Source organism: Candidatus Benthicola sp., from assembly GCF_058719085.1.
The window spans coordinates 1-22,318 of sequence record NZ_JBZQEK010000194.1 but is presented as its reverse complement, the minus strand read 5'-3'; the positions used below and the strand labels follow the sequence as shown (position 1 = coordinate 22,318).

At 69.2% G+C, this 22,318-nt stretch carries 16 protein-coding genes; 5 read left to right on the top strand and 11 right to left on the bottom strand.

Annotation, left to right across the window (positions count from 1 at the left end; genetic code table 11):
• From AC36XV_RS13520 to AC36XV_RS13510, 3 genes are all read left to right on the top strand, one after another.
• Positions 1-973, top strand: a 973-nt coding sequence (locus AC36XV_RS13520) for a glycosyltransferase (protein ID WP_492204215.1), incomplete at its 5' end; no start/stop codon positions are given.
• On the top strand, positions 970-3,651 hold the full coding sequence (locus tag AC36XV_RS13515; RefSeq protein ID WP_492204214.1) for an MMPL family transporter: 2,682 nt from the start codon (positions 970-972) through the stop codon (positions 3,649-3,651). The genes AC36XV_RS13520 and AC36XV_RS13515, both read left to right, overlap by 4 nt.
• Positions 3,651-4,328: a hypothetical protein gene (locus AC36XV_RS13510; protein WP_492204213.1), complete on the top strand. Its 678-nt coding sequence runs from the start codon at positions 3,651-3,653 to the stop codon at positions 4,326-4,328. Before AC36XV_RS13515 ends, AC36XV_RS13510 begins: the two co-directional genes overlap by 1 nt.
• 46 nt (positions 4,329-4,374) lie before the next feature.
• On the opposite strand, the gene AC36XV_RS13505 is transcribed toward AC36XV_RS13510, so the two are convergent.
• A complete protein-coding gene (locus AC36XV_RS13505) occupies positions 4,375-6,510 on the bottom strand; it encodes an alpha-ketoacid dehydrogenase subunit alpha/beta (RefSeq protein ID WP_492204212.1) in 2,136 nt (711 codons plus the stop codon).
• A 218-nt stretch (positions 6,511-6,728) separates the two neighbouring features.
• Here AC36XV_RS13505 and AC36XV_RS13500 point away from each other — a divergent pair, with 218 nt between their 5' ends.
• Complete coding sequence (locus AC36XV_RS13500) at positions 6,729-8,309, top strand: Ppx/GppA phosphatase family protein (RefSeq protein ID WP_492204211.1); 1,581 nt, start codon at positions 6,729-6,731, stop codon at positions 8,307-8,309.
• A 50-nt stretch (positions 8,310-8,359) separates the two neighbouring features.
• On the opposite strand, the gene ppk1 is transcribed toward AC36XV_RS13500, so the two are convergent.
• The 10 genes from ppk1 to AC36XV_RS13450 all read right to left on the bottom strand — a co-directional run bounded on the left by ppk1 (position 8,360) and on the right by AC36XV_RS13450 (position 20,313).
• On the bottom strand, positions 8,360-10,831 hold the full coding sequence (ppk1, locus tag AC36XV_RS13495) for a polyphosphate kinase 1 (RefSeq protein ID WP_492204210.1): 2,472 nt from the start codon (positions 10,829-10,831) through the stop codon (positions 8,360-8,362).
• A gap of 4 nt (positions 10,832-10,835) precedes the next feature.
• Positions 10,836-12,443: a polyphosphate:AMP phosphotransferase gene (gene pap, locus AC36XV_RS13490; RefSeq protein WP_492204209.1), complete on the bottom strand. Its 1,608-nt coding sequence runs from the start codon at positions 12,441-12,443 to the stop codon at positions 10,836-10,838.
• Positions 12,444-12,453: 10 nt separating this feature from the next.
• Positions 12,454-13,857: a CHAD domain-containing protein gene (locus AC36XV_RS13485; protein WP_492204216.1), complete on the bottom strand. Its 1,404-nt coding sequence runs from the start codon at positions 13,855-13,857 to the stop codon at positions 12,454-12,456.
• Positions 13,857-14,366 carry a SixA phosphatase family protein gene (locus AC36XV_RS13480; protein ID WP_492204208.1) on the bottom strand — a complete coding sequence of 170 codons (510 nt, stop codon included), beginning with the start codon at positions 14,364-14,366 and terminating at the stop codon, positions 13,857-13,859. Before AC36XV_RS13480 ends, AC36XV_RS13485 begins: the two co-directional genes overlap by 1 nt.
• A 146-nt stretch (positions 14,367-14,512) precedes the next feature.
• Positions 14,513-15,676, bottom strand: a complete 1,164-nt coding sequence (locus AC36XV_RS13475; RefSeq protein ID WP_492204207.1) for a hypothetical protein — start codon at positions 15,674-15,676, stop codon at positions 14,513-14,515.
• A gap of 113 nt (positions 15,677-15,789) precedes the next feature.
• Positions 15,790-16,536, bottom strand: coding sequence for an ABC transporter ATP-binding protein (locus AC36XV_RS13470; protein ID WP_492204206.1), 747 nt, complete (start codon positions 16,534-16,536; stop codon positions 15,790-15,792).
• Positions 16,537-16,540: 4 nt separating this feature from the next.
• On the bottom strand, positions 16,541-17,812 hold the full coding sequence (locus AC36XV_RS13465) for an ABC transporter permease (protein ID WP_492204205.1): 1,272 nt from the start codon (positions 17,810-17,812) through the stop codon (positions 16,541-16,543).
• Entirely contained in the window at positions 17,809-19,062 is a 1,254-nt protein-coding gene (locus AC36XV_RS13460; RefSeq protein WP_492204204.1) for an ABC transporter permease, read from the bottom strand. The genes AC36XV_RS13465 and AC36XV_RS13460 overlap by 4 nt, the downstream gene beginning before the upstream one ends.
• Positions 19,063-19,066: 4 nt before the next feature.
• Positions 19,067-19,861 carry an outer membrane lipoprotein-sorting protein gene (locus AC36XV_RS13455; protein WP_492204203.1) on the bottom strand — a complete coding sequence of 265 codons (795 nt, stop codon included), beginning with the start codon at positions 19,859-19,861 and terminating at the stop codon, positions 19,067-19,069.
• Positions 19,858-20,313 (bottom strand): GbsR/MarR family transcriptional regulator, encoded by a 456-nt coding sequence (locus AC36XV_RS13450; RefSeq protein ID WP_492204202.1) that lies wholly within the window; start codon positions 20,311-20,313, stop codon positions 19,858-19,860. Before AC36XV_RS13450 ends, AC36XV_RS13455 begins: the two co-directional genes overlap by 4 nt.
• A gap of 215 nt (positions 20,314-20,528) precedes the next feature.
• Here AC36XV_RS13450 and AC36XV_RS13445 point away from each other — a divergent pair.
• The coding region (locus AC36XV_RS13445) for an ADOP family duplicated permease (protein ID WP_492204201.1) at positions 20,529-22,318 on the top strand (1,790 nt) is incomplete at its 3' end.

The following is a 22,318-nucleotide window of genomic DNA, read 5'->3' as shown; positions in this document are numbered from 1 at the left end:
CGTGCGAAAAGCGATCGCGGACCGGGAGAAGGCACGGTCCGGCAAGCTCCGATCGGACGAGGCCCGGATCGTGCTCTCCGGGCCGCCGCCACCCGGGCAGACGGGCAAGATCCACAACATGATCGCGGGCGAGGCGGAGGCCTCGGGAGAGATCATCGTGTTCGGCGACTCGGACACCCGGCCGGACGCCGGGCTGATCTCCAGCCTCGTTGCCCACCTCATGGTTCGGGACTCCATCGGCGCGGCCTTCGCCCCGGCCGTGAACCCGTGCCGTCCCCGTTCCGCCGGGGACGTCGCCTCCGCCATCATCCTGAACGCCTACCTCGTGGCGGGCATGGAGGCCGCGCTCGGGCCCGGCCGCACCCTCCCCTTCCTCATGGGCCAGACGATGGCGTTCCGGCGCTCGGCCCTGGAGGCGATCGGAGGCGCCGCATGCGCTACCGGACAGCTCGTGGACGACATGTACCTCGGCGCGCGTATCGTCGAAGCGGGATACGAGAACGTCGTGGGCACCCATCCGCTGCGCGTCATCCACTACGGGCTCGGCTTCCGTGACTTCACGAAGCTGTGGCGCCGCTGGCTGTTCTGTGGACGCGGCGGAATTCCGGCCTCCTTCGCACGCCCCTTCGTCCTGCGCGCGATCAGTTATTTCCTGTCGCTCGGACTGGCGATCGCCATGCTGGCCGTCGGTCAGCCGGCCCTCGCGGCGCTGGCGGCCCTCGTCTTCGTTCTCGAGGGCCTGCACTACGTGCACCTGCACCGCGTGATCGGCGGCGCGACGATCCCCCTCCGCCGGCTCTGGGCCGCGTGGCTGCCCTATCTGATGACCGTGCCGATCGGCCTCTCCATGCTCGTGCGCCCCGAGCTCGATTGGAGGGGCCACACGTATCGCCTCGACCGGGGCGCACGCCTCCGCCCGGCGCACCCTGCCCGGAGCCCCCTCGACTCCACCGCGCCGCGGGAAGGACCGTGATCGACCGGCGCGGCAGGCTCGGGGACCGGCTCGCCGCAGTGGCCATGGGCGCCGCTCGGCACCCGCGCCTCGTTCTTGCCTTCAGCCTGGCAGCCCTCGTCCCGCTCTCCATCTACGCGTGGACGCATCTCCGGATCGATGCGAACACCGGAAACCTGGTCTCCGACCGGCTGCCTTGGAAGCAGGCGAACGCGGCGCTCGAGGAGGCCTTCCCGCACCTGTTCGACGACGTGCAGGTCGTGATCGATGCCCGCTCGCCCGGGATCGCTTCCGAGGTCCAGGAGCGGATGGCGGATCGGCTCGCCGGTCGTACGGACGTGTTCAGCCTCGTGTACGCGCCGGGAGCCGGTGACTTCTTCGAGCGCAGCGCTCTCCTCTTCACCCCCGTCGAAGATCTCGGGGAGCTGCGCGACCGCATGAGGGACTACGGCGCGCTGTGGCGGATGCTCGAGCTGGACCCGACTCTGAACGGCATCGCGGCCGCGATCGATCGAGTGGCATCCGACTCGGCCTCCGCCGTTCCGCTCGAACCCGTCCTCCTCGGAGTGGGAGGCGCCTTCTACTCGAGCCGGAACGGCAACTACTTCCGATTCCCCTGGTCGGAGCTCATCCGGGGCCGAAGGGCCGACGCCTCCGAGGTGCGCCGGTTCATTCTCGCCAAACCGATCCTGGACTACTCGCTCACCCGACCGGCCCGCCCCGCGATGACCGCGATCCGTCAGGCCGCCGACGCCACGGGGCTGGACCCTCGCGGGTTCAGGGTGCGCATCACCGGGGCGGAGGCCTTCGAACACGAATCCATCGACTCCGGCCTGTCCGACATTCCGCGGCTCGTGGCCAGCGCTCTCGTGATGGTGTCGGTGATCCTCCTCCTCGCCCTTCGCTCGGTCCGCCTTCTCGCCGCCTGCCTCCTGGTACTGTTGGCGGGCCTCGTGGGAACGGCGGCCTTCGCGGCGGTGGCAGTGGGTGAGCTGAACATGATCTCGGTCGCCTTCGCCGTGCTCTACGTGGGGCTCGGCATCGACTACGCGATTCATTTCTGCCTCGGCTACGTGGAAGCGAAGCGCGGATCGGAGGCTCACCGGGACGCCCTCGGCGATGCGGCCCGAAGGGCAGGCGTGGCCCTCTTTCTGAGCGCCGTGACGACGGCGTTCTGCTTCTACGTCTTCATGGTCACCGACTTCACGGGGGTCGCGGACCTCGGCCGGATCGGCGGCACCGGGATGCTGATCAGCTTCGCAGCCACCCTCGGGCTGCTCCCAGCCCTCCTGAGCGTGAGACCGTTCCGGCTCCCGGAGACTCTCCCGGAGGATGAGGACGGAAGCGGCTCCGGCCCCGGAAGCCACGGGCGCCGGGTCATGTCCTGGCTCGACCGGACCGTGCGGGACCGCAGGCGACCCATCCTGGTGGGAGCCCTCGTCCTCGCCGTCGGATCCGCGCTCCTGGTGCCCCGCGTCCGATTCGATCAGGACGTGATCAACATGAGCGACCCGGAAGCCGAGTCGGTGGTCACCCTGCAGGAGCTTCTCGACGATCCGAACACGGCCGTGAGAGCCGTGTCGATGATGGAGCCGGATTCCGCGCGAGCCGCGACGGTGGCCGGGCACCTCGAGGCGTTGGACGTGGTCCGCGGGACCCTCACCTTGAACAGCTTCGTGCCGGCGGACCAGGACGAGAAGCTCCCGATCATCGAGGAGATTGCCGCCGATCTCGGGCCCGCCCCGGAAGGGCAGACGGCGCCCGAAGCGGGAGCGGCGGCGGACGACGCGGAGTCCGCGTACCGGGCGCGCCTGGCCGCGGTGGACCGCCTCCGTGAAACCGCCTCGCGGCTCTACCTCGATGGCGACTCGACCACGAGCGCCGCGGCCGGTCAGCTCCTGTACCTGGTCGACGCCTGGCGGAGCTCGCTCGAGGCCTGGCCCGACCCGACCCGTCGCTCCATCGCGGCCGGTCTCGAGGAATCGCTCGTCGGCTCGCTGCCGTCGGTGCAGCGCTCGTTCCGGAAGGCGCTCGGCGCCCGTCCGGTCACCCGGGCGAACCTTCCCTCTTCGCTTCGCGAGCGGTGGGTCACCGCGGACGGAGTCGAGCGGGTGCAGGTGCTTCCCGCCGACCGCCTCGACACGCCCGCCCGGCTCCGCGAGTTCGTCGAGGCCGTACAGGCGGAGGAACCGGCGATCACCGGGATGCCCGTGGAGAACCTCGAGCTGGGAAAGGTGACCGTGAGGGCCTTCCAGCTCGCGTTCGGGCTCGCTCTTCTCGCCACTGCGGTGACGCTTCTCCTGCTGCTCGGTGACGTCCGGGCGAGCGCCATGGTGATGACCTCGCTGATCCTCGCCACCCTGCTCACCGGGGCGGCCGCGGTAGTCTGGGATATCCCGTTCAACATCTCCAACATCATCACGCTCCCGCTTCTTCTGGGGATCGGGGTCGATGCCGGCATTCACATCGTTTACCGCAAACGGCGGGCGCCCCCGGGCGATCCCGCCCTGCTGGACACGGCCACCGGGCGCGCCATCCTGTACAGCGCGGTCACCACCATGGCGGGTTTCGGAAGTCTCACGCTCGCCAGCCACCGGGCGATCTCCGGAATGGGCTCGCTTCTGCTGGTCGGGATGACGAGCGTGCTCCTCTGCACCCTCATCATCCTTCCCGCGATCATGGGGAAGGAACGAGCCTGATGCCTCGGGACCGCTGGCTTCGGGACCTGGTCGCAGGATTCCTGTTCGCGGGATTTCTGTTCGCGGTGCCGGCGGCGCCCCTCCTGGCACAGGAGTCGGGGAGCCGGTGCTGCACACGGTTCGACTACTTGCTGGAGAAGACCATCTTCAAGGTCGATGCGGTGCGTCTCGAGCTCGCCGTCACGGACCGGACGCCCGCGCGGGTCGCCGCTCTCGTGGCCCGCCGCGCAGAGTCGCGGGCCGTCCGGGACTCGATCGCTGCCGAGTACCTCGCCGCCACCGGGGTCATGGTCCGGTTCACCTTCGAGCGCTCCTTCGGGCTCGAGCGGTTTCTGAGAGCCAACCGCGACGTGATGGAGGGCCTCGTGGACGCGGGGATCCTCAGTTACGAGGAGTTTCTGGAACTCGATGCGGAGAACGTCGAACGCTTCCAGGTGCTGGCGGAGGCCGGGATCCAGGACGGAGACCGGCTCGAGCACCGGATCGACGGCGAGCGGGTGACGACCCGGTACGTGGACGTGGGAGGCGAGCTCCGCATCGATGAGGTGCAGGTGGGGGACGCGGAGAGACGCGCCCTTCTCGGATCTCTGTTCGGGCCGAAGTCGGACTTCCGGGGCGGCCTCGTGGACCAGGTGCTGGCGCGAGCCGGGCTCGAGCCGAGTCGGCCCGCGCCATGAGCGAGGCCGTCAGGGCGCCGGCCACCGGCGCGGCGCAGCCGCTCCGTCAGTAGGCCTTCAGCTCCTCCATCGCGGCGGCGAGATCCGGCACCTGAGGCAGGATTTCTTCCTCGAGGCGGGGCGCGTAGCCGACGAAGGTGTCCGTGGCCGCGACGCGGCGAACCGGGGCGTCGAGCCACTCGAACAGCTCGTCGGCGATCCGGGCCGAGATCTCGGCGCCCCAGCCCCACGACTTCGAGTCCTCGTAGGCCACCAAGACCCGGTTGGTGCGCTTCACGCTTTCGGCGATGGCTTCCATGTCCACCGGGTTCAGGGTGCGGAGGTCCAGTACGTCCGCCGAGATCGGACGGCCCTCCCGCTCCAGTGAGCGCAGGGCCTTGCGAGTGCGTTCGACCAGGGCGCCGTACGTGACGACCGTGAGCTCGTCTCCCTCTTCCACCCGGTTCGCCCGACCGAACGGGATCATGTAGTCGGGCCCCGGATAGCGACCCTTGTTGTAGGTCTGGCGGTACAGGTGCTTGTGCTCGAGGAACAGCACCGGGTCGTCGCACCGGATGGCCGTGCGCAGCAGGCCGTTCGCATCCTCGGCGTTCGAGGGGCATACCACGTACATCCCGGGCGTCTGCGTGAACAGCGTCGCGCCGGTCTGGGAGTGATACATGGCGCCACCGGCCAGGTATCCTCCGTAGGTCGTCCGCACCACCACCGGCGCCTTGAAGGCGCCGCCGGACCGCCAGCGCATGGTGGGCACCTCGTTCCGGAGCTGGTGGAAGGCGGGCCAGATGTAATCGAAGAACTGGATCTCCACCACCGGCTTCAGTCCGCGCATCGCCATGCCCACGCCCCGGCCGACGATGTTGGCCTCGGCGAGCGGGGAGTTGAACACGCGCTCGGACCCGAACTCGCGCTGCAACCCCCAGGTGACCTTGAACACTCCGCCCTTCCCCTTCACTTCCTCCAGGTACTCCTCGCGGGACACGTCGGCCACGTCCTCGCCGAACACGACGATGCGAAGATCGCGGCGCATCTCGTCGCGCATGCAACCGTTCAGCAGGTCCACGACCGTGGTCGGGTCTCCCTCGAAGTCCGGCTCGGTGGAGAAGGCGTCCGAGGTCGCGTCCACGTCGGGTGAGAACAGGTGATCGTACACGGTCTCGGGACCGGGCTGCGCCTGCTCCGCGGCCCGCTCGCTCGCCTCCACCACCGTGGCGTCCACCTCTTCCCGCAGGGCTTCGAGCTCCTCCTCGGTGGCGATTCCGGCGCTCACCAGGAACGAGGCCATGTTGGGGATCGGATCGCGGGCCTCCTCGGCCTCACGCTCCGCGTCCGGCTTGTACATCCGCTCGTCGTCCGACATCGAGTGGCTGTACGGGCGGGTCACGTGCGCGTGGACCAGGGCGGGGCCGCGTCGGCCGCGGCAGTGCTCCGCGGCCCTCCGCATCGCCCCGTAGGAGGCGATCGGGTTCGTGCCATCCACCTCGATCACGAGCAGGTCGGGGAAGCTCGACACCAGCTTCGAGATGCTGCCCCCCGCCGTGTTGACCTCGACCGGCACCGAGATGGCGTACCCGTTGTCCTCCACCAGGTAGATGACGGGGAGCTTCAGGTTGGAGGCCGTGTTGAGCGACTCCCAGAACTCGCCCTCGGACGTGGTGCCGTCCCCGGTGGTGACCAGCGCCACCTCGTCGTCGTGAAACTCGACTCCGGCGTCGGCGAGGCCGAGAGCCTCGGCCCGCACGCCGGCCTCGGCGCAGCCGACGGCCTGCAGGAACTGGGTGCCCGTGGGGCTGGATACGCTGACCAGGTTGTGATCCGCGTGACCCCAGTGCGAGGGCATCTGGCGGCCGGCGCTCGCCGGATCCTCCGCCGCTCCGACTCCCTGGAGGAACATCTCGTACGGAGTGACCCCGAGCTGCAGAGCCAGGGCCCGGTCGCGGTAGTAGGTGAAGAACCAGTCGTACCCCGAGCGCAGGGCCTTTCCGGCGGCGACACCGATCGCCTCGTGTCCGGCCCCACTGATCTGGAAGAAGATCTTCTGCTGCCGCTTCATGAGCAGCTCGCGGTCGTCGATTCGACGCGACGTGTACATGGTGCGGTACATCGACACCAGGTCCTCGCGGCTCAGACCGACCGATTCGGGCTCCGGCACCCGGTCCTCCAGCTGTTCCATCGGTGTCGCCATTCCCACCTTCCGCTTCGCGCCGGCGTTCGTCCTCATCCCGGTGACGATGCCCCGGAGTTCACCGGCGTCGTTCCTTTTCGTAGAGCGCCCCAACATAGCGCGTGCGCCGAGCACGTTCCAACCGACGGCGGGCATGGGAAGCCCCACATCTTTCCGACCCGGACTTCCCTCGTGCAGTATGGTGGGGGAACGCTGGAGGATCTCGGCAGGGAATCGTCATGATCGCTTCGGAATCGCCGCCGCGTCTCGCGGCCATCGATGTCGGCACCAACTCGATCCGCCTCGTGGTGGCGGAAGCGGACAGCGCCGCCTCGTACCGGGTCCTCGACGAGGAGCGGGCGCAGACGAGGCTCGGCGAGGGACTGTACGAGTCCGGTTCGCTCGGTGAGGAGCCGATGCGTCGGTCCGTCGAGGCCATCGACCGGATGCGCGCGCTGGCGGAGAGCATGGGCGTCGAGGAAATCCGGGCGATCGCCACCGCGGCGGTGCGCGAGGCCGGCAACGGCGAGTCCTTCCTGGCGGCGGTCGAGTCGGTCGCCGGACTTCGGCTCCAGGTGATCTCCGCAGAGGAAGAAGCAAGGCTCGCGGTTCGCAGCGTCCGCAAGCACTTCCCCCTGTCCGACCGCCCGACCGCGCTCGTCGACATCGGGGGCGGCAGCCTCGAGCTGGTGCTGATGGCGGGCGGGATGATCGAGGCGATCCACTCCCTGCCACTCGGCGCCGTGAGGCTGACCGAGACGCACGTGCACGGAGACCCGATGTCCGCGGAGGACTGGAGGGAGCTGCGAAAGGCGATCGACCGGACGCTGCGGAAGCGACTGGGAAAGCCCCCGTTCACGACCCCGGTGATGATCGGAAGCGGAGGCACGTTCACGACGGTGGCCGCGATTTCGATGTTCGAGAAGCAGGGGGAGGCGGGCCCCGGCCAGGGTTATCGGCTCACCCGCTCCGAGTGGCAGGGGATCACCCGCCGGCTGCGGGACGCGCCGCTCGAGGTCCGCAGGAAGATCCGCGGCCTCAACCCCGACCGCGCGGACATCATCGTCGCCGGTGTCGCGGCGGTATCGAGACTGGCTCGCCACCTGGGTGCCCGGGACATCCAGATTCACGAGCGCGGGATCCGGGACGGTCTGCTGCTGACGATGATCGACGAGCGTCTGCCGGGGGGAGAGGTGCTCGACGCCGGCGACCGGCTCGAATGGGTCGTCCGGTTCGCCCGGCGCTGCGGAGCCATCGAGTCGCACGCGGGCCACGTGATGCGCCTGTCGTACGCTCTGTTCGATGAGCTGGAGGACCTGCATTCGCTGGGGCACGACGACCGGGATCTCCTCGGAGCGGCGGCGCTCCTGCACGACGTCGGTCACCTGATCGGCCACTCGAAGCACCACAAGCACGCCTACCATTTGATCATGCATGCCGATCTGCCCGGTTTTTCGGCCCGCGAGGTGGAGGTGATCGCGAACGTGGCCCGCTACCACCGGCGGTCCCATCCCCGAAAGAAGCACCCCAACTTCGCGCGGCTCGACCCGGCGGACCGACGGCGCGTGCGGGCGCTGAGCGCACTCCTGCGCATCTCGGCCGGACTGGATCGCACGCATTCGCAGAGCGTGCAGGGTGTGACGGCGAGGACCGGGAACGGCCGCGTGTGGCTCGGAGTGGAGGCGGAAGCCGATCCCGAAGTCGAGATGTGGGACGCGAGCCGGAAGACGGAACTGTTCGAACAGGTGTTCGGGGCCGAGGTCGAACTCGAGTGGGTGCCGGCCACGAGCCGGATTGCGGAGGCCTCTGCCGGCGGCTGATCGGACGAAGCCAGGGCCGCCTTCCGCGAAGCGCCGGTACCGCCGCGCCGCTATTCCTCGGAAGAGACCTCGTGGGCCCGGATCCCGCGCGGCCGGCGGCGCTTCAGGCGGGTCGCCTCCCAGTAGTTCTCCTCCGCCCACCGCACCAGCTCGGACTGCGAGCTCCGGCGGTCCCGGTCTCCCCCCGGCTGGCGCTGCTCGTAGCTTCCGTCCGGACGCATCTCCCACGCGGAGCGCCGGTCGGCGAGCTGAGTGTCGAGGATCAGGCGAAGCTCGGCGCGAAGCTCGGGGTCCTCGACGGGCGCCAGGATCTCGACCCGGCTCCGGAGGTTTCGTCGCATCATGTCCGCCGAGCCGATGTAGTACTCCTCCTCGCCCCCGTTTCGGAAGTAGTAGATCCGGCTGTGCTCGAGGAAGCGGCCCACCACGCTCAGGACGCGCACGTTCTCGGACAGGCCCGGAACTCCGGCACGAAGGCGGCAGGTGTCTCGCACCACGAGGTCCACGCGGACGCCCGCACGGGACGCCTCGTACAGGGCCCGGGTCACATCGGCATCCTCCAGTGCGTTGAGCTTCATCTGGATCAGGCCGTCGCCCTCCGCTTCGTGCCGGTCGATCTCCCTTCGGATCCGGTCCAGGATGGCCGGCTTCAGGATCTTCGGGGCCGGGAGGATCTTCCGGTAGTTGCGGCTCGGCTTGTACCCGGTCGTCAGGTAATTGAACAGCTCGGTCAGGTCGCTCCCGATCTCCGGATCCGACGTCAGCAGACCGATGTCCGCGTACTGGCGGGCCGTGCCCGCGTGGTAGTTGCCGGTCCCGATGTGGGCGTAGCGCCGCAGGCCGTCGTAGTCCTGGCGGACCACGAGAACCGCCTTGCAGTGCGTCTTGAGACCGACGACCCCGTAGGTGACGTGGATGCCGTACGCGCTGAGACGATTGGCGAAACGGATGTTGGCGGCCTCGTCGAACCGAGCCTTGAGCTCGACCACCGCGGTGACCTGCTTGCCGTTCCGCGCTGCCTCGATCAGGTAGTCCACCGCCTTCGAGTCCGCCGAGGTCCGGTAGACGGTCATCTTGATGCCGCGCACCTTCGGGTCCTCACCGGCCTCGCGCAGGAAGCGCTCCACCGAGGTCGAGAAGGACTGATACGGGTGGTGAACCAGCAGCGATCCGGCATCCCGGATCACGTGGAAGATCGAGCGGTCCGATACGATCTTCGGATGATCCACCGGGTGATGCACCGGGTCCCTGAGGTCCGGAGCATCGATCGCCGCGAACTGGCCCATGTCCGCGATTCCCAGCAGGCCGTCCACCTCGAACACGTCGGAGGTCTCGTCGAGGCCGAGCTCGGCCGCCAGCATACCCCGGTGCACCGGATCCATGCCCGGAGCGACTTCGAGCCGGACGATCGGGGCCAGCTTTCTCTGCCGGAGCTCGGTTTCGATCATGGCCAGCAGGTCGTCCGCCTCGTCCTCCTCCATCTCCGTGTTCGCGTTCCGGGTGACCCGGAACAACTCGCACGCGTCGACTTCCATTCCGGGGAACAGGAGGTCGAGGTTGGCGGCCATGACCTGTTCGAGCGGCACGAACGTCAGGCGATCGGGAAGCTGAAGGAAGCGCGGGGTGCCCGGCCCGACCGGCACCTTCACCCGGGCGAGCGACGGGAACGGATCTCCCGGGAGATGAAGCGTGACGAGAAGGTTCAGGGACAGGTTCGACACGAATGGAAACGGGTGTGCGGGGTCGGTGGCCTGCGGAGTGACCAGCGGGTAGACGTTCTCCACGTAATGCCGGCGCAGCCAGGTCCGGTCCTCCTCGCTCAACTCGTCATGGCTCGCGATTACGATGTCGTGCTCCGCCAGCCCGTCGACGATGGCCCGGAGCGTCGCCCTCTTTCTCGCCACCAGATCGCGTACCACGGCATAGCTCGCGTCGATCTGCTCCTGCGGAGTGCGGCCGTCGACGCTCAGGTCGGTGACCCCGGCGCCCACCTGCTGCTTGAGCCCCCCGATCCGCTTCATGAAGAACTCGTCGAGGTTCGAGCTCACGATGGCGACGAACTTGAGCCGCTCGAGGAGAGGCACGCGATCGTCCTCGGCCTCGCCGAGCACCCGGTAGTTGAAGTTGAGCCAGGTCAGCTCGCGGTTCAGGTACAGGGCCGGGTCGTCCAGCGCCACGTCGTCGTAGCGCTCGAGGGCCGGCGTGGGATCCGGGGGGGTCCGGTGTGCCGGCCGCCGATCCTGCGCTTCCCCGACCGCTTCGACGGCTCTCTCGCCCCCGGATCCGGCCCGCTCCCGGTCCGGCAGGATGCCTGTCTCCGGCGCAGTCTCCCGTGGACCCGCGGCCGGAGCGGCCACCGGCAGGGAGAACCCATCGTCGGGCAGACCGGCGGCAGCGGGTTCTCCGGACCCGGGTCGCCGCGGAGGCCGGAGGTGATCGGGCAACTCCACGTCCTTCCGGCTCTCCCGGCCACGCCCGGATCCGTTCCCTCCCGACGATCTCCCGAATTCCCTGTCGTCCATAGGCTTACCGATCCATGCCGGCCATTTGCGTTCCGTCGAGGTCCCGTAGCGGATAGTCCAGGGCCCTGTCGAGCGTCTCGCACAGGATGTCGAGAACCCGCACCCTGGCGAACCGCTTGTCGTCGCCTTCGACCAGGTGCCATGGCGCAATCGCCGTGCCCGTGAGCCGCACCATGTCGTCGACCGCCCTCTCGTAGGCCTGCCAGCGCTCGCGGTTCCGCCAGTCCTCGTCCGTGAGCTTCCAGCGCTTGTACGGCGTTTCCTCCCGCGCCCGGAAGCGGCGGTCCTGTTCCTCGGGGGTGATGTGGATCCAGTACTTCACGAGGATGGAGCCGTGCTCGACCAGCTGGGCCTCGAAATCGTTGATCTCGTCGTACGCCCTCAGCCATTCCTCGCGCGTCGCGAAGCCCTCCACCCGCTCCACCAGTACGCGGCCGTACCAGCTCCGGTCGAACACCAGGAAGCGCCCGGCGCCGGGCAGGTGGCGCCAGAAACGCCACAGGTAGTGGTGGTCGTTCTCTTCCTCGGTCGGCGCCGCGATCGAGACGATCTGATAGTCCCGGGCGTCGAGCGCCGGCGTGATCCGGCGTATCGCCCCGCCCTTTCCCGCGGCGTCCCATCCCTCGAACACGAGGATCGTGGACCGTCCACGCTCGCGCGCCGCCCGGTGGAGCTGGTTCAGCCGGGCCTGCAGTCGGGCGATCTCCCGTTTGTAGTCCGCCTTGTCGATCGCCCGGTCCGTGTCGAGAGCCGACAGGACCGTGACCGGGCGAAGCTCCGTGGACGCGGCGACCGCCGCCGCGTCGTCCGACGGGTCCCGGCCGGCCTTTCCCTGACGTGCCACGAGGTCCAATCGGCCGGCGATCCGGTCGCGGAGCGCTTCGCCTACGGCGAGGCTGCGGTAGTTCGCATCCGCGCCCTCCACGATCCGCCACGGCGCCCATTCCGTGTCGGTGCGCTCGATGATGTGCGCCGAGAAGCGGACGAAGCGGTCGTACATCGTCCAGTGCTCCCAGTCCTGGCGCGTCACCCGCCACCGCTGAAGCGGATCCGCTTCCAGTGCCTCGAAGCGCTCCTTCTGCGCCTCCCGGCCGAGGTGCATCCAGAACTTGAGGAACAGGTAGCCATCTTCCGCCAGCGTCCTCTCGAACGCGTTGATCCGGTCCAGCTGGCCGTTCAGCCCCTCGTCCGTCGTTTCGCCGTACACGCGTTGCAGCAGCGGGTCGGTGTACCAGGCGCTGAGGAAGAGCCCGATATCCCCGCGGGGCGGCAGGTCGCGCCAGAAGCGCCAGTAGTCGGGCCTCGCGACCTCCGCGGCGGTGGGTTCTCCGAAGGCGCGCGTGATGATCCCTCTCGGGTCCATCCACTCGTTGAGGAGGTTGGTGAGCTCGCCCTTCCCCGCTCCGTCCACGCCGGCGAACATGACCACGACCGGTACCCGGGCCTCCCGCAGCCGGGTCTGTATCTCGAGCAGCTCCTGGCGGAGCCGTCGCGCGCGCTTCTTGTACTCGGCCCGGCCGACGCTCGCACCGGTCTCCGCCGCCTCGAAGCGGGCGTGCGCCTCCTGGAACGGGGGAATGGGCTTCGACGGCGGCTTCGTCCGTGCACTCATGGACCGATCCTCAGCGCGCCAGGTTCACGTTCAGGTACTCCGGGTCTCCAGTCACCTCGCGCAGCACGTACGGCGCGAGCCAGTCCGGCGGCTCCGGCCGCGCATCCTCGGACGGCAGCTCGACCTCGGCGAGCACCAGGTCCCGATCGGTGAATTCGTCCACCTCCCAGGTCACCCCTTCGTCCGCGACCCGGTAGCGCCGCTTGGTCACGCGCCGGCCCAGGGTCAGCGGCCACAGGGCCTCGAAGGTGTCCCCGTCGGCTTCCTCCTGCAGCTCCAGCCGACGGATCCCCCTCCCGACCTTTACGGTCCGCTCGTGCCACTCGGCCTCCTTTTCCCGCACCCGGCGCACCCGCTCCTGAAGCTTCTCGCCCGGAAGGTAGCCCTGCTCGATCTCGCGGCACGGCTGGCCCTCGAGGGTCGGAGGAAGACCGGAGAGCAGGTATTTCCGCTCGATCTCGAGGCTCGCGGACCGTTCCGACGCCAGCGATTCACCGACGCTCTCGAGCGCCGCGAAGAACGGGGCCCGCCGCTCGCCGAGCCAGCTCTCCTCCAGTCGCTCGAACAGGGGTTCCTGCTCCGCCCGCAGCCACCCGCGGACCGTCCGAAGTCCCGGTGCCGCCGCCGCGGGGGCCGGCACGAGCCCGGCGCCGAGCTCGAGGCCCGCCACCAGCGAGTCCATCACGTGCCGATCGTGGAGGTCTCCGAGAAGATCCTGCAACTCCTCCAGCTCACGGATCCGATCGGGCGCTCCCGGTACCTCCGATTCGACCGGCTCGAGCAGGTAGCGCACCCGCTTGGCGCGGATCCGGGCCCGGTGAGCCTCGTCTTCGTCGTCCACGTCGTGCACGCGAGCGAGGGCGTCGTCCAGCTCGGCGGCGGTGTCGGTCAGCCGCCGATCCAGGGCGGCGGAGAACCGGAGCCCCTGGTCGAAGTCACCGGCCCGAGCCGTGGTCCTCAAATCGTCCAGTCGGCGGCGGAGCTTGCCGTCGAGCGCTCGCAGCCGGTCCGGCACCTGATCCAGGACCCGTTCGCGCTCCACTTCGAGGCGTCGCTCGAGCTCGAGCCGCAGCCACTCGATCCCGATCGCGTCGCCGATCGTCGCGTCCAGCTGCCGGGCCTCGAGCCACGCCAGCTGCACCTCGGCATCGCGGCACGCGTTGGTCGAGGAGGCGAGCTGCCGAATCCGCCTTCTTCGCTTGCGGGGCACGGCGGCCGCGAGGAAGGGAGCGTACGCCCGCAGATGGCTCCGCAGGCGACGCAGGGCGACCCGGACGTCGTGCAGGGCCTCGGCATCCTCGGGATCCTGCAGACGCGCCGCCGCTTTCTTCGCCCGATCGAGGTGGGCGAGGGTGACCTGGATCGCTCCCTCCCAGGCGGAAAGATCCAGAAGGCCGCTCCGGTGAGGCTCCATCACCCGCGATCCCCGAGACGCCGGAGCTGGCCGGGCGCCAGAAACCAGTGAAGCCAGGCGGTCCCCGGCTTCGGCGCCCCTTCGAACTCCAGCAGCATGGCGGAGCCCTTCTTGACGATCGCGAAGTCGTGCCGCCCCCCGGTGAGCATCCAGGTCGCCCAGTCCGACATGTGCGGCTCGTGCCCCACGGCGGCCACCGTGTCGGTCGAGTCGCACTGCTTCAGCCAATCGAGGAAGTCCTCGCCGTCGCCGGTGGCCAGCGCCTCCGAGTGCTCGACCGGGAGCCCCCCGTACGCGTCGGCCACGATCCGGGCCGTCTGTTCGGCGCGCGTCAGTGGGCTCGTGACCAGCACGTCGAGATCGGGCACGAGGGACCGCAGCCCGGCTGCGCCCCTCGTCATCCGCTCCCGGCCGCGCTCCGTGAGCGGGCGGTAGTAGTCCGACTGGCCCGTGCGGGCGAACACGGCCCGGTCTTCGGCGATGGCGTGGCGAATCAGCAGCAGCTGCATCGGACATCCCGTGCGTGATGGCCGGCGAGGGTCGATTCCCCTGTACACCGGGGGGTTGGAAGATGGGTCGGAGGAGACCGGATGTCGAGCGACCGACCTGCGATCGAGCCGCAGGGCTCGGCCGGACGCCGTGGGAGCCGCGAAGCTCAGAAGAAGGCGGTCAGGGACACGTACAGGCTCGACGGGACGATTCCGTATTCCGAGCCGGGCAGGGTGATGAGGCCCCCGGGAACCGGGCCCGGGAGAGCCAGCACTCTCTCCTCCGCCCCGATCCCGAAGAACAGGCCGCCCCGCAGGTAGGCCTCGTTGGACAGGGAGTAGCTGGCGGCCGGTGAGAGGAGGAAGCTCCCGTCATCGACGTTCCACGTGGTCAGCCAGTCGGCCGTCCACAGGGGGGTGACCTGCCACGAGGCCTGGATCGCCGCCTCGTTCCGGCCGATCACCTGCATCTCGCCGCGCCGGTAGGGCGCCGAGATACGCACCTCCGGATAGGCGACCGGGTCCGTGGCACCGTACCCGTCGCGCTGGTACTCGAGCACCAGGTACAGGTCCCGGCCGGCCAGGGAAAAGCTGCGGTCCACGCCGACGGCGAAACGCAACACATCGTCCGGCCACCGAAGCTCGGCCTCGCCCCGGAAGGCGGCGCCGGCCGCGGTGAGCGTGGCACCGACCGATGCCGCGCCTCCGTCGTACAGCACGCCGGCCCAGCCGGATATCTCCCACGGGCCCGTCGCCGTCGTGATGCGCCCGAGCGCCGTCATCAGGGTGCCCTCGTCGGTGTCCGCGGGCCGGACCACGAAGTCCAGCTGCGTGAACGCGCCGGCAAAGCCCTGCACCCGGAGGGCGTCGACGCCTCCGCGGTACTCGCGGAATGGATCGGCCGGGTCGAAGGGAGAAAACGGGTCGGCGGGGGTGAAGATGAGCGAGGTGGCCCACGAGATCGCCTGCCGGCCCGCGGTCACCGAGGCATCCGGGCCGAGCGGCGCGGTGAAGGCGAGTCGATCGAACCGGTGCCGCCACAGGCCGTGATCCCAGCTCTCGATCGTCCACTGGAGCGGCATCCACTCGACGCTGGTAGAGCTGTACCCGAGCGAGTTCCCGAACGCGAGGAGAGGATCGGTCACCAGCTCGAGGCTCTGTTCGTACGCGACATCGAGCGCGAAGGGCCCGATATCGGGCTCGAGCATGAGGCGGAGGCGCTGCAGGTCCGTGGCCCCGGAGGGCGTGAACGGTCCCTCGAGCGCCCCGGTGGCCACGTTGAGGTAGTAGCCGCCGAAGCCCAGCTCGTCCCGCAGCGACTGCGCCGGCATGACTGGCGGCCGCAGGAGAGCGGCGAGAAGCAGACCGAGCGCGAGCCGGAGAGTCGCGACCGTCCGGGGCCGGCATGCCTTCCGCCCCGCCAACGCCCGGGGCCCGAGCACGATCAGCCTCGCCGGTCGTCGTCCACGATCGCGCCGTCCACCAGTCGTACGACGCGCCGGGCCCGCTCCATCAGGCGGGTGTCGTGGGTCGCGAACACGAAGGTGGTGCCGAGGTCCCGATTGAGCTCCGCCATCAGGTCGATGAGCGCCGTGCTGGTGGCCGTGTCCAGGTTCGCCGTGGGCTCGTCGGCCAGCACGAGGGCCGGCTCCCCGACCACGGCGCGCGCGACCGCGACCCTCTGTTGCTGCCCGCCCGAAAGCTTGCCGGGCCGGCGGTCCTCCAGGCCCTCGAGACCGATACGGTCGAACAGGGTCTCGACTCTCCGGCGCCGCTCGTCCGGCGGAACGTCACGCAGCAGGAGGGTGAACTCGGCGTTCTCGAGCGCCGTGAGCACCGGCAGGAGGTTGTAGGCCTGGAACACGAAGCCGAGCCGTTCGAGACGAAGGTGGGCCAGCGCCTTCTCGGACATCTCCGTGATGTCGCGCCCGTCGATCCACACCCGGCCCTCCGTCGGCCGGGTGAGACCACCGAGCATGTTGAGCAGGGTGGTCTTTCCGGAGCCGGACGGGCCCGCGAGAACGACGAACTCGCCGGGCTCGATGGTGATCGAGAGATCCCGGACGGCTTCCACCCGGATCCCGTCGTGCGCGAACACCTTCCACAGCCCCTCGGTCCGCACCGCGGCCGTTCCGGCGTCGTCCGCCGTGGCGATCGCCACCTCGCCCGTCCTGCGCTCGTGGTCGCTCATGGGTCTATTCCTCGAACTTCATGGCCTCCGCCACATCGATCCGCGTGGCGCGCCAGGCCGGGTAGATCGATGAGAGAGAACCGATCGTCAGGATGAAGAACAGGCTGAGAAGGATCTGATTCCACGCGAACCGGGGCACGATCACCGGATCGATGACCACCCCGGCGGCCTCCATCTCCATGTCCCACAAGGCCGAGAAGTCGAGGCCGTTCCGGAAGAAGCCCCACACCACCGCCGCCCCGATCGCCATCCCGACCACCCCGCTGATCGCGGTCAGGATCATCCCCTCGATGAACACGACTTCGCCCACCTCGCGGCGCTCCAGCCCGAGGGCGCGGAGAACACCGAACTCCCTCGTCCGGTACATTACCGACATGAGGATCGTGTTCACGATCGCGGTGGCCGCGATCACGAACAGCACGAGGTGAAAGACGTAGTCCGCCCAGTCGTCCATGCGAACGGCGGCGTTCAGCTCGGGCATCGATTCACGCCAGTTCAGCACCACGGTCTCGTCCGACCCGTCCGCCAGCGCCTGGCCGAGCGCCCGCTCAACGGGCGCCACGTCACGGCTCTCGCGAAGCAGCAGACCTTCTTCGGTCACCGAGCCCGGCACGCCGAGCCACTCCTGGGCCGTCGACAGCGGCATCTGGACCAGGCCCTCGTCCATCTCCGGGATCCCGCTCCGGAAGGTGCCGGCGACCCGCACCATCTGACCCGAGATCTCGCCGCTCGCGTCCTGCGCCGTGAGCACGAACCGCGAGCCCTCGTCCAGGTCGAGCCGTTCGGCGAGACGCGCTCCGATGTAGGCGTGGAGCCGATCGTCAGGCTGGAGCCACCGACCTTCCTCCAGCTTCTCATCCAGGGCGGAGAAGTTCCTCTCGAGCTCGGGATCGATGGCCATGATCGCCACCGGCAGAGCGGCCTCCGTCGACGAGGCGAGGCCCTGCACGGTGAGGCGGGGCGCGGCGGCGATGAGGCGTCTCTGGATCACCGGCTCCTTAAGGGCCTCCTGGACGGCCGCGCGGGCCGCGGGCGACAGCCGGTACTCGAGGGTGCGGCGCGTGGCGTACTCCGGCGCCTGCACGCTCACGTGCCCGCCACCCATCCGGACCCCGGCGGTGATCCAGTCCTCGTGGCCGCCCTCGGCGATCGTCCGGGAGAACATCAGGAGCGCCATCGCCAGCACCATCGCCGAGCCGCTCAGAATGGTGCGCCGCTTCTGCCTCCACAGGTTGCGGAGAGCGAGGCGCAGTCGGATCCGCCCGCGCGCGCTCATCGGCCCGCCAGGGTATCGGCCGGCGGGATGCGGGAGCTCCGGTACGCCGGGTAGAGGGCCGCCGCCAGCGCGGTGAGGAACATCGCGCCGGCCGTGATGAAGATCATCGAGGTGGGCCATTCGACCCGCAGGATCGGCCGCATGAGGCCGCCGGCCATGGTGAAGCCGCCGTACACCCAGGACATGTCCGGAGGCGAGGCGCTCCACCAGGCGAGGATCGGCAGGGTGACCGCGAGGCCGGCCGCGAGGGCGACGGCGCCGAGCACCAGCGCCTCGGCGAACACGGAGCGCACGATGAAGCCGGGGCCCCCGCCGAGGGCGAGCAGGACGGCGAACTCGCGGCGCCGCTCGTACGAAGACATCAGCATCGTGTTCGCCACTCCCCAGATCGCCATCCCGAACACGAACAGGATCAGCATCCACTCCATGCTGTTCACGAGCCGGGCGTACTCGACCATCTCGGGCCGGAACTCCGTCCAGGAGCGAGCGATCACCGGAGCGCCCGTCTTCTCCAGGCTGGTCTTCAGATCCGCGGCGGCCGCGTCCGCCGCCCAGGGATCGTCCACCCGGGCGGCGATCTCGTGGACCCGCGCCGGCGCCAGCGAGACGAGCTCCTGCACGACGTCGATCGGGGCGACCGCGAACCCGAGATCGAGCTCGGTGATCGTGGTGCTGAAGATGCCGGAGACGATGAACAGGTCGTTCCCGAGCGATCCGTCCGCTCCCGGCGCCACTACCACGACTTCCTCCCCGGGCCCCACCTGGAGCTGGCGGGCCATCTCGCGTCCGATCACCATTTCGTACTGGCCGGGGGTCGGAGGCCGGCCCTCGTCGATGTGCTCGAGAAGGCGCGACACCAAGGGCTCGCGGGCCGGATCCACGCCGAGGATCATCGCGGCGGCGGTCGCCTCCCCGGTGCTCACCAGGCCGCCCGCGTACACCCGCGGCGCCGCAGCGGAAATCCGTGGGTCCGCCTCAACTTCCATCACCAGAGCATCGACGTCGGCGCCCTCGCGGCCCCCGATCGTCTCGTAGATGCCGCGGTCGGGAAGGTAGTCTTCGGCAAACACCTGGAGCTGACCCGTGAGCATGCCGGTGCCGTTGTCGATCATCTCGGACACGAGGCCGCGAGACAGCCCCGCCATCACCACCACGGCCAGGTATCCGAGGGCGAGCCCGATCACGGTGATCAGGGTGCGGCGCCGGTTGCGCCCCAGGTTCCGCCAGCCGATCCGCCACGACGCGCTCATCAGGTCACCCCGCGTCCCTCAGGCGTCGAAGCGAGAAGAAGTCCTCGTCCAGGTCCACGTCGAACTCGAGCTCCGAGTAGCGGATCTCGGTATACTCGTCCGGCTCGTCCTCCGGCACGACGCGCATCGCCGCGGGAACGAGGCGACCGCCCATCTCCTGGTAGTCGAAGAAGGTCATCGTGCGGACGAGCTCGCCGTCCTCGTCGTAGTACTTCGCCCACACGGGCATCGCGTCCACCTTCCGGATCCGGTAGGCGATCCGCCCCCACACGACCGGGGCCTCCGGCCGGGGCACGAGGTCGAACTCCCACACTTCGACGCCGTCGCGGTCCCCCTCGTAGGCGAGGCTGATGTCGTAGTCCTCGACGAGGCGGCTCTCCTTCACCAGGTCGTCGTTCGTGAAGTGAGAGCCCATCCACGAGGCACTCATCAGCGACGCCGGGATCTTGATCGTCCGGTCGACCCGGGGGAGGTAGTTCCAGATCTCGTTCCCGACCTTCAGGGTGGCGGTGCCGGCGTCCTTGCGAGGGGAGAGGATGCGGACGAGGGCGTACTCGGTGCCGAGCGACCACACCTTCATCTCCATCGAGCGGCTCCAGTGCTCGGTCACGACCTCCATCGTCACTTCGCCGACGCTGGACTCTCCGCGCATGATCCGGTCGACGCAGTCCACGATGTCGGCGGGATCCGACAGGCCGGTGCATTCGATCGTCTGGGCGGTCGCGGTCGTGGCCGTGGCCAGAGCGGCCGGTGCCATCCACGCCACGGCGATCGCGACGCCAGCGAGCCGCGTCTTCATCCCTTCACCTCCTTCCACCGCTCGAGCAGCTCCTCGACCTGCTCCCCCATGAACAGGTAGAAGTCGAGCATCCCGGTCAGCCTCTCACGGGCCGGCGAGGGCTCCTTTCCGACCGCCTCGAGGCCTTCGGCGGCGAGGCCTGCCAGGGAGTGGAGCACGCTCACTTCCAGAGCCATTACGCTCTCGAAGGCGTCGGGGGCCATCTCGTAGTAGTCCTTCCGATCCCCTCGGATCCCCACGCGCCGGGCCATACCGAAGTTCTCGCAGCTGCGGGCGCTGGTGCTCGCGGTCGCCTTGCTCACGTGAAGGCGCTCGACCATGTCGTCGAGCGACAGCGGCCCCTCGGCCACCATCAGCAGGCCGAGCACGCGGCCAAACGAGCGCGGCAGGCCGAGCCGCTCGAACGCGAGGCCCATGCGCTCGATGAACTGATGGATCTCGGGGTGCTGCATCCTCGACTCTCTTCGAACGAAGGCGAAGCCCTGCTCCCAGTACGTTACCCGTTTAGAAAATTCAGTCAATACTGAACGATGTGAACAAATGGTGAGCCTCTCAGGACCGCCCCTCACAAGATCCAGCAGCCCGCTTCAACCCTTCTCCGCCCCGCCGTGTCTACCCTACGGATAGGCGTGAATCGTTCCTCACCCGCTGAAAGCGAGCCGTCTCCGTGATCGCAGCGTTCTTCTCCGACCTCCGCTTTGCCCTCCGCCAGATGCTCAAGAAGCCGGGATTCGCGGTCGTGGCCATTCTGACCCTCACCCTGGGCATCGGGGCGAACGCCGCGATCTTCAGCGTGCTCGACGCCGTGGTCCTCAGCCCTCTTCGCTTCCCGGAGCCGGATCGGCTGGTTCGGATCTACGAGGCGGACCGGGAGAGCCCGGCGGCCGGCATCGGATACCTGACGGTGCCCGACTTTCTCGACCTGCGGCGCGATACGCAGGGCATCGAGACGCTGGCCGCCATCTACACCTATCGGGAAGCCGGACGCGACCTCACGGACGGCGAGGTGCCGCAGCGCATCCGCGTGCTCCCGTCGAGTAGCGGCTACTTCGATGTATGGGGCGTGTCGCCGCTTCTCGGACGGGGCTTCCGCGAGGAGGAGGAGCGGGAGGACGCGAACGTCGTCATCCTGAGCTACGGCTTGTGGCAGTCGCACACGGGCGGGGACCGGGACGTCCTCGGCACGACCCTCCGGCTCGACGGAGAGACGTATACCGTGGTCGGGGTCGCGCCAGCCGGCTTCCGGGACGTGATCGCGGGGGACGTCGACGCGTGGGTACCGCTGGACCTGCCGGAGGGCGAGTACTCGCGGCAGAACCACTTTCTCACGCTGATCGGCCGGCTCGATCGCGACGTGACCGTCGAGCAGGCGGGCACCTACGTGGCCGCCGTGAACGCTCGCCTCGTCGAGCAGTATGACGAGATCCCGGACTCGCAGCTCATGCGGGTGGTATCGATCCACGACGACGTCGTCGGCACGGCGGACACCATGCTCCGGATCCTGATGGGCGCGGCCGGCCTGGTGCTCCTCATCGCCTGCGTAAACGTCGCCAACCTGTTCCTCGCTCGCAGCCTCGGCCGGAGGCGGGAGATCGCGATCCGCTCGGCGCTCGGCTCCGGACGGGGCCGCCTGGTGCGCCAGTTTCTCGCCGAGAGCCTGCTCATCGCCTCGCTGGCCGGCGTGGCGGGTCTCGCGGCAGCCCACCTCGGGGTGAGGTTCCTGCTGTCCATCAGCCCCGACGCGGTGGCTCGGGCACAGGAGGTCGGCGTCGACGGACGGCTCCTGGTGTTCGCGGCCGGAGTCACCGTTCTCACGGCCCTGCTGTTCGGGCTGCTGCCGGCCCTCCGGGGATCGAGGGTGGATCTCACGGCGGACCTACGGGAGGGCTCCCGGGGACTGGCGGGAGGACGCGCTTCGACCCGGATCCGGACCGCGCTCGTGGCCGCGCAGGTCGCGCTCGCGCTCGTCCTTCTGATCGGAGCGGGACTCCTGGTCAAGAGCTTCGCCGCCCTGCAGGGGCAGGATCTCGGGTTCGATCCATCCGACCTGGTAACGTTCGAGGTGCACCTTCCCGAAGCGCGGTACGAAGACCCGGCGCTGAGGGTGGAATTTCACAAGGAGCTTCAGGAGCGCCTGCGGGCGATCCCGGGCGTCGAAAGCGTGGCCGCTACGTCGTGGCTCCCGGCAGCCGGACCGTACCACGACTGGGGCTTCCGCTACGAGACGGCGGACGGGGCCCAGGACTGGGAGGGCGCCCAGATGCGGATCATCGAGGGCGACTACTTCGAGACGATGGGGATCCCGCTGCTCGCCGGCCGCACCTTCGATGAGGGAGACGACGAGGACGGCCCTCCCGTGATGATCATCAGCGAGACGGCGGCGGGGATCGCCTTCCCCGGCCAGGAGGCGGTGGGGCGCCAGTTCTACTCGGCCGACACGGTTCGGACCGTTGTGGG

What these genes read in the sequence shown, in the direction of transcription:
- AC36XV_RS13510 (WP_492204213.1), top strand. Translation starts at nt 3,651, where the DNA reads ATGCCTCGGGACCGCTGGCTTCGGGACCTGGTCGCAGGATTCCTGTTC.
- AC36XV_RS13505 (WP_492204212.1), bottom strand. Translation starts at nt 6,510, where the DNA reads ATGGCGACACCGATGGAACAGCTGGAGGACCGGGTGCCGGAGCCCGAA.
- AC36XV_RS13500 (WP_492204211.1), top strand. Translation starts at nt 6,729, where the DNA reads ATGATCGCTTCGGAATCGCCGCCGCGTCTCGCGGCCATCGATGTCGGC.
- ppk1 (WP_492204210.1), bottom strand. Translation starts at nt 10,831, where the DNA reads ATGGACGACAGGGAATTCGGGAGATCGTCGGGAGGGAACGGATCCGGG.
- pap (WP_492204209.1), bottom strand. Translation starts at nt 12,443, where the DNA reads ATGAGTGCACGGACGAAGCCGCCGTCGAAGCCCATTCCCCCGTTCCAG.
- AC36XV_RS13485 (WP_492204216.1), bottom strand. Translation starts at nt 13,857, where the DNA reads ATGGAGCCTCACCGGAGCGGCCTTCTGGATCTTTCCGCCTGGGAGGGA.
- AC36XV_RS13480 (WP_492204208.1), bottom strand. Translation starts at nt 14,366, where the DNA reads ATGCAGCTGCTGCTGATTCGCCACGCCATCGCCGAAGACCGGGCCGTG.
- AC36XV_RS13475 (WP_492204207.1), bottom strand. Translation starts at nt 15,676, where the DNA reads ATGCCGGCGCAGTCGCTGCGGGACGAGCTGGGCTTCGGCGGCTACTAC.
- AC36XV_RS13470 (WP_492204206.1), bottom strand. Translation starts at nt 16,536, where the DNA reads ATGAGCGACCACGAGCGCAGGACGGGCGAGGTGGCGATCGCCACGGCG.
- AC36XV_RS13465 (WP_492204205.1), bottom strand. Translation starts at nt 17,812, where the DNA reads ATGAGCGCGCGCGGGCGGATCCGACTGCGCCTCGCTCTCCGCAACCTG.
- AC36XV_RS13460 (WP_492204204.1), bottom strand. Translation starts at nt 19,062, where the DNA reads ATGAGCGCGTCGTGGCGGATCGGCTGGCGGAACCTGGGGCGCAACCGG.
- AC36XV_RS13455 (WP_492204203.1), bottom strand. Translation starts at nt 19,861, where the DNA reads ATGAAGACGCGGCTCGCTGGCGTCGCGATCGCCGTGGCGTGGATGGCA.
- AC36XV_RS13450 (WP_492204202.1), bottom strand. Translation starts at nt 20,313, where the DNA reads ATGCAGCACCCCGAGATCCATCAGTTCATCGAGCGCATGGGCCTCGCG.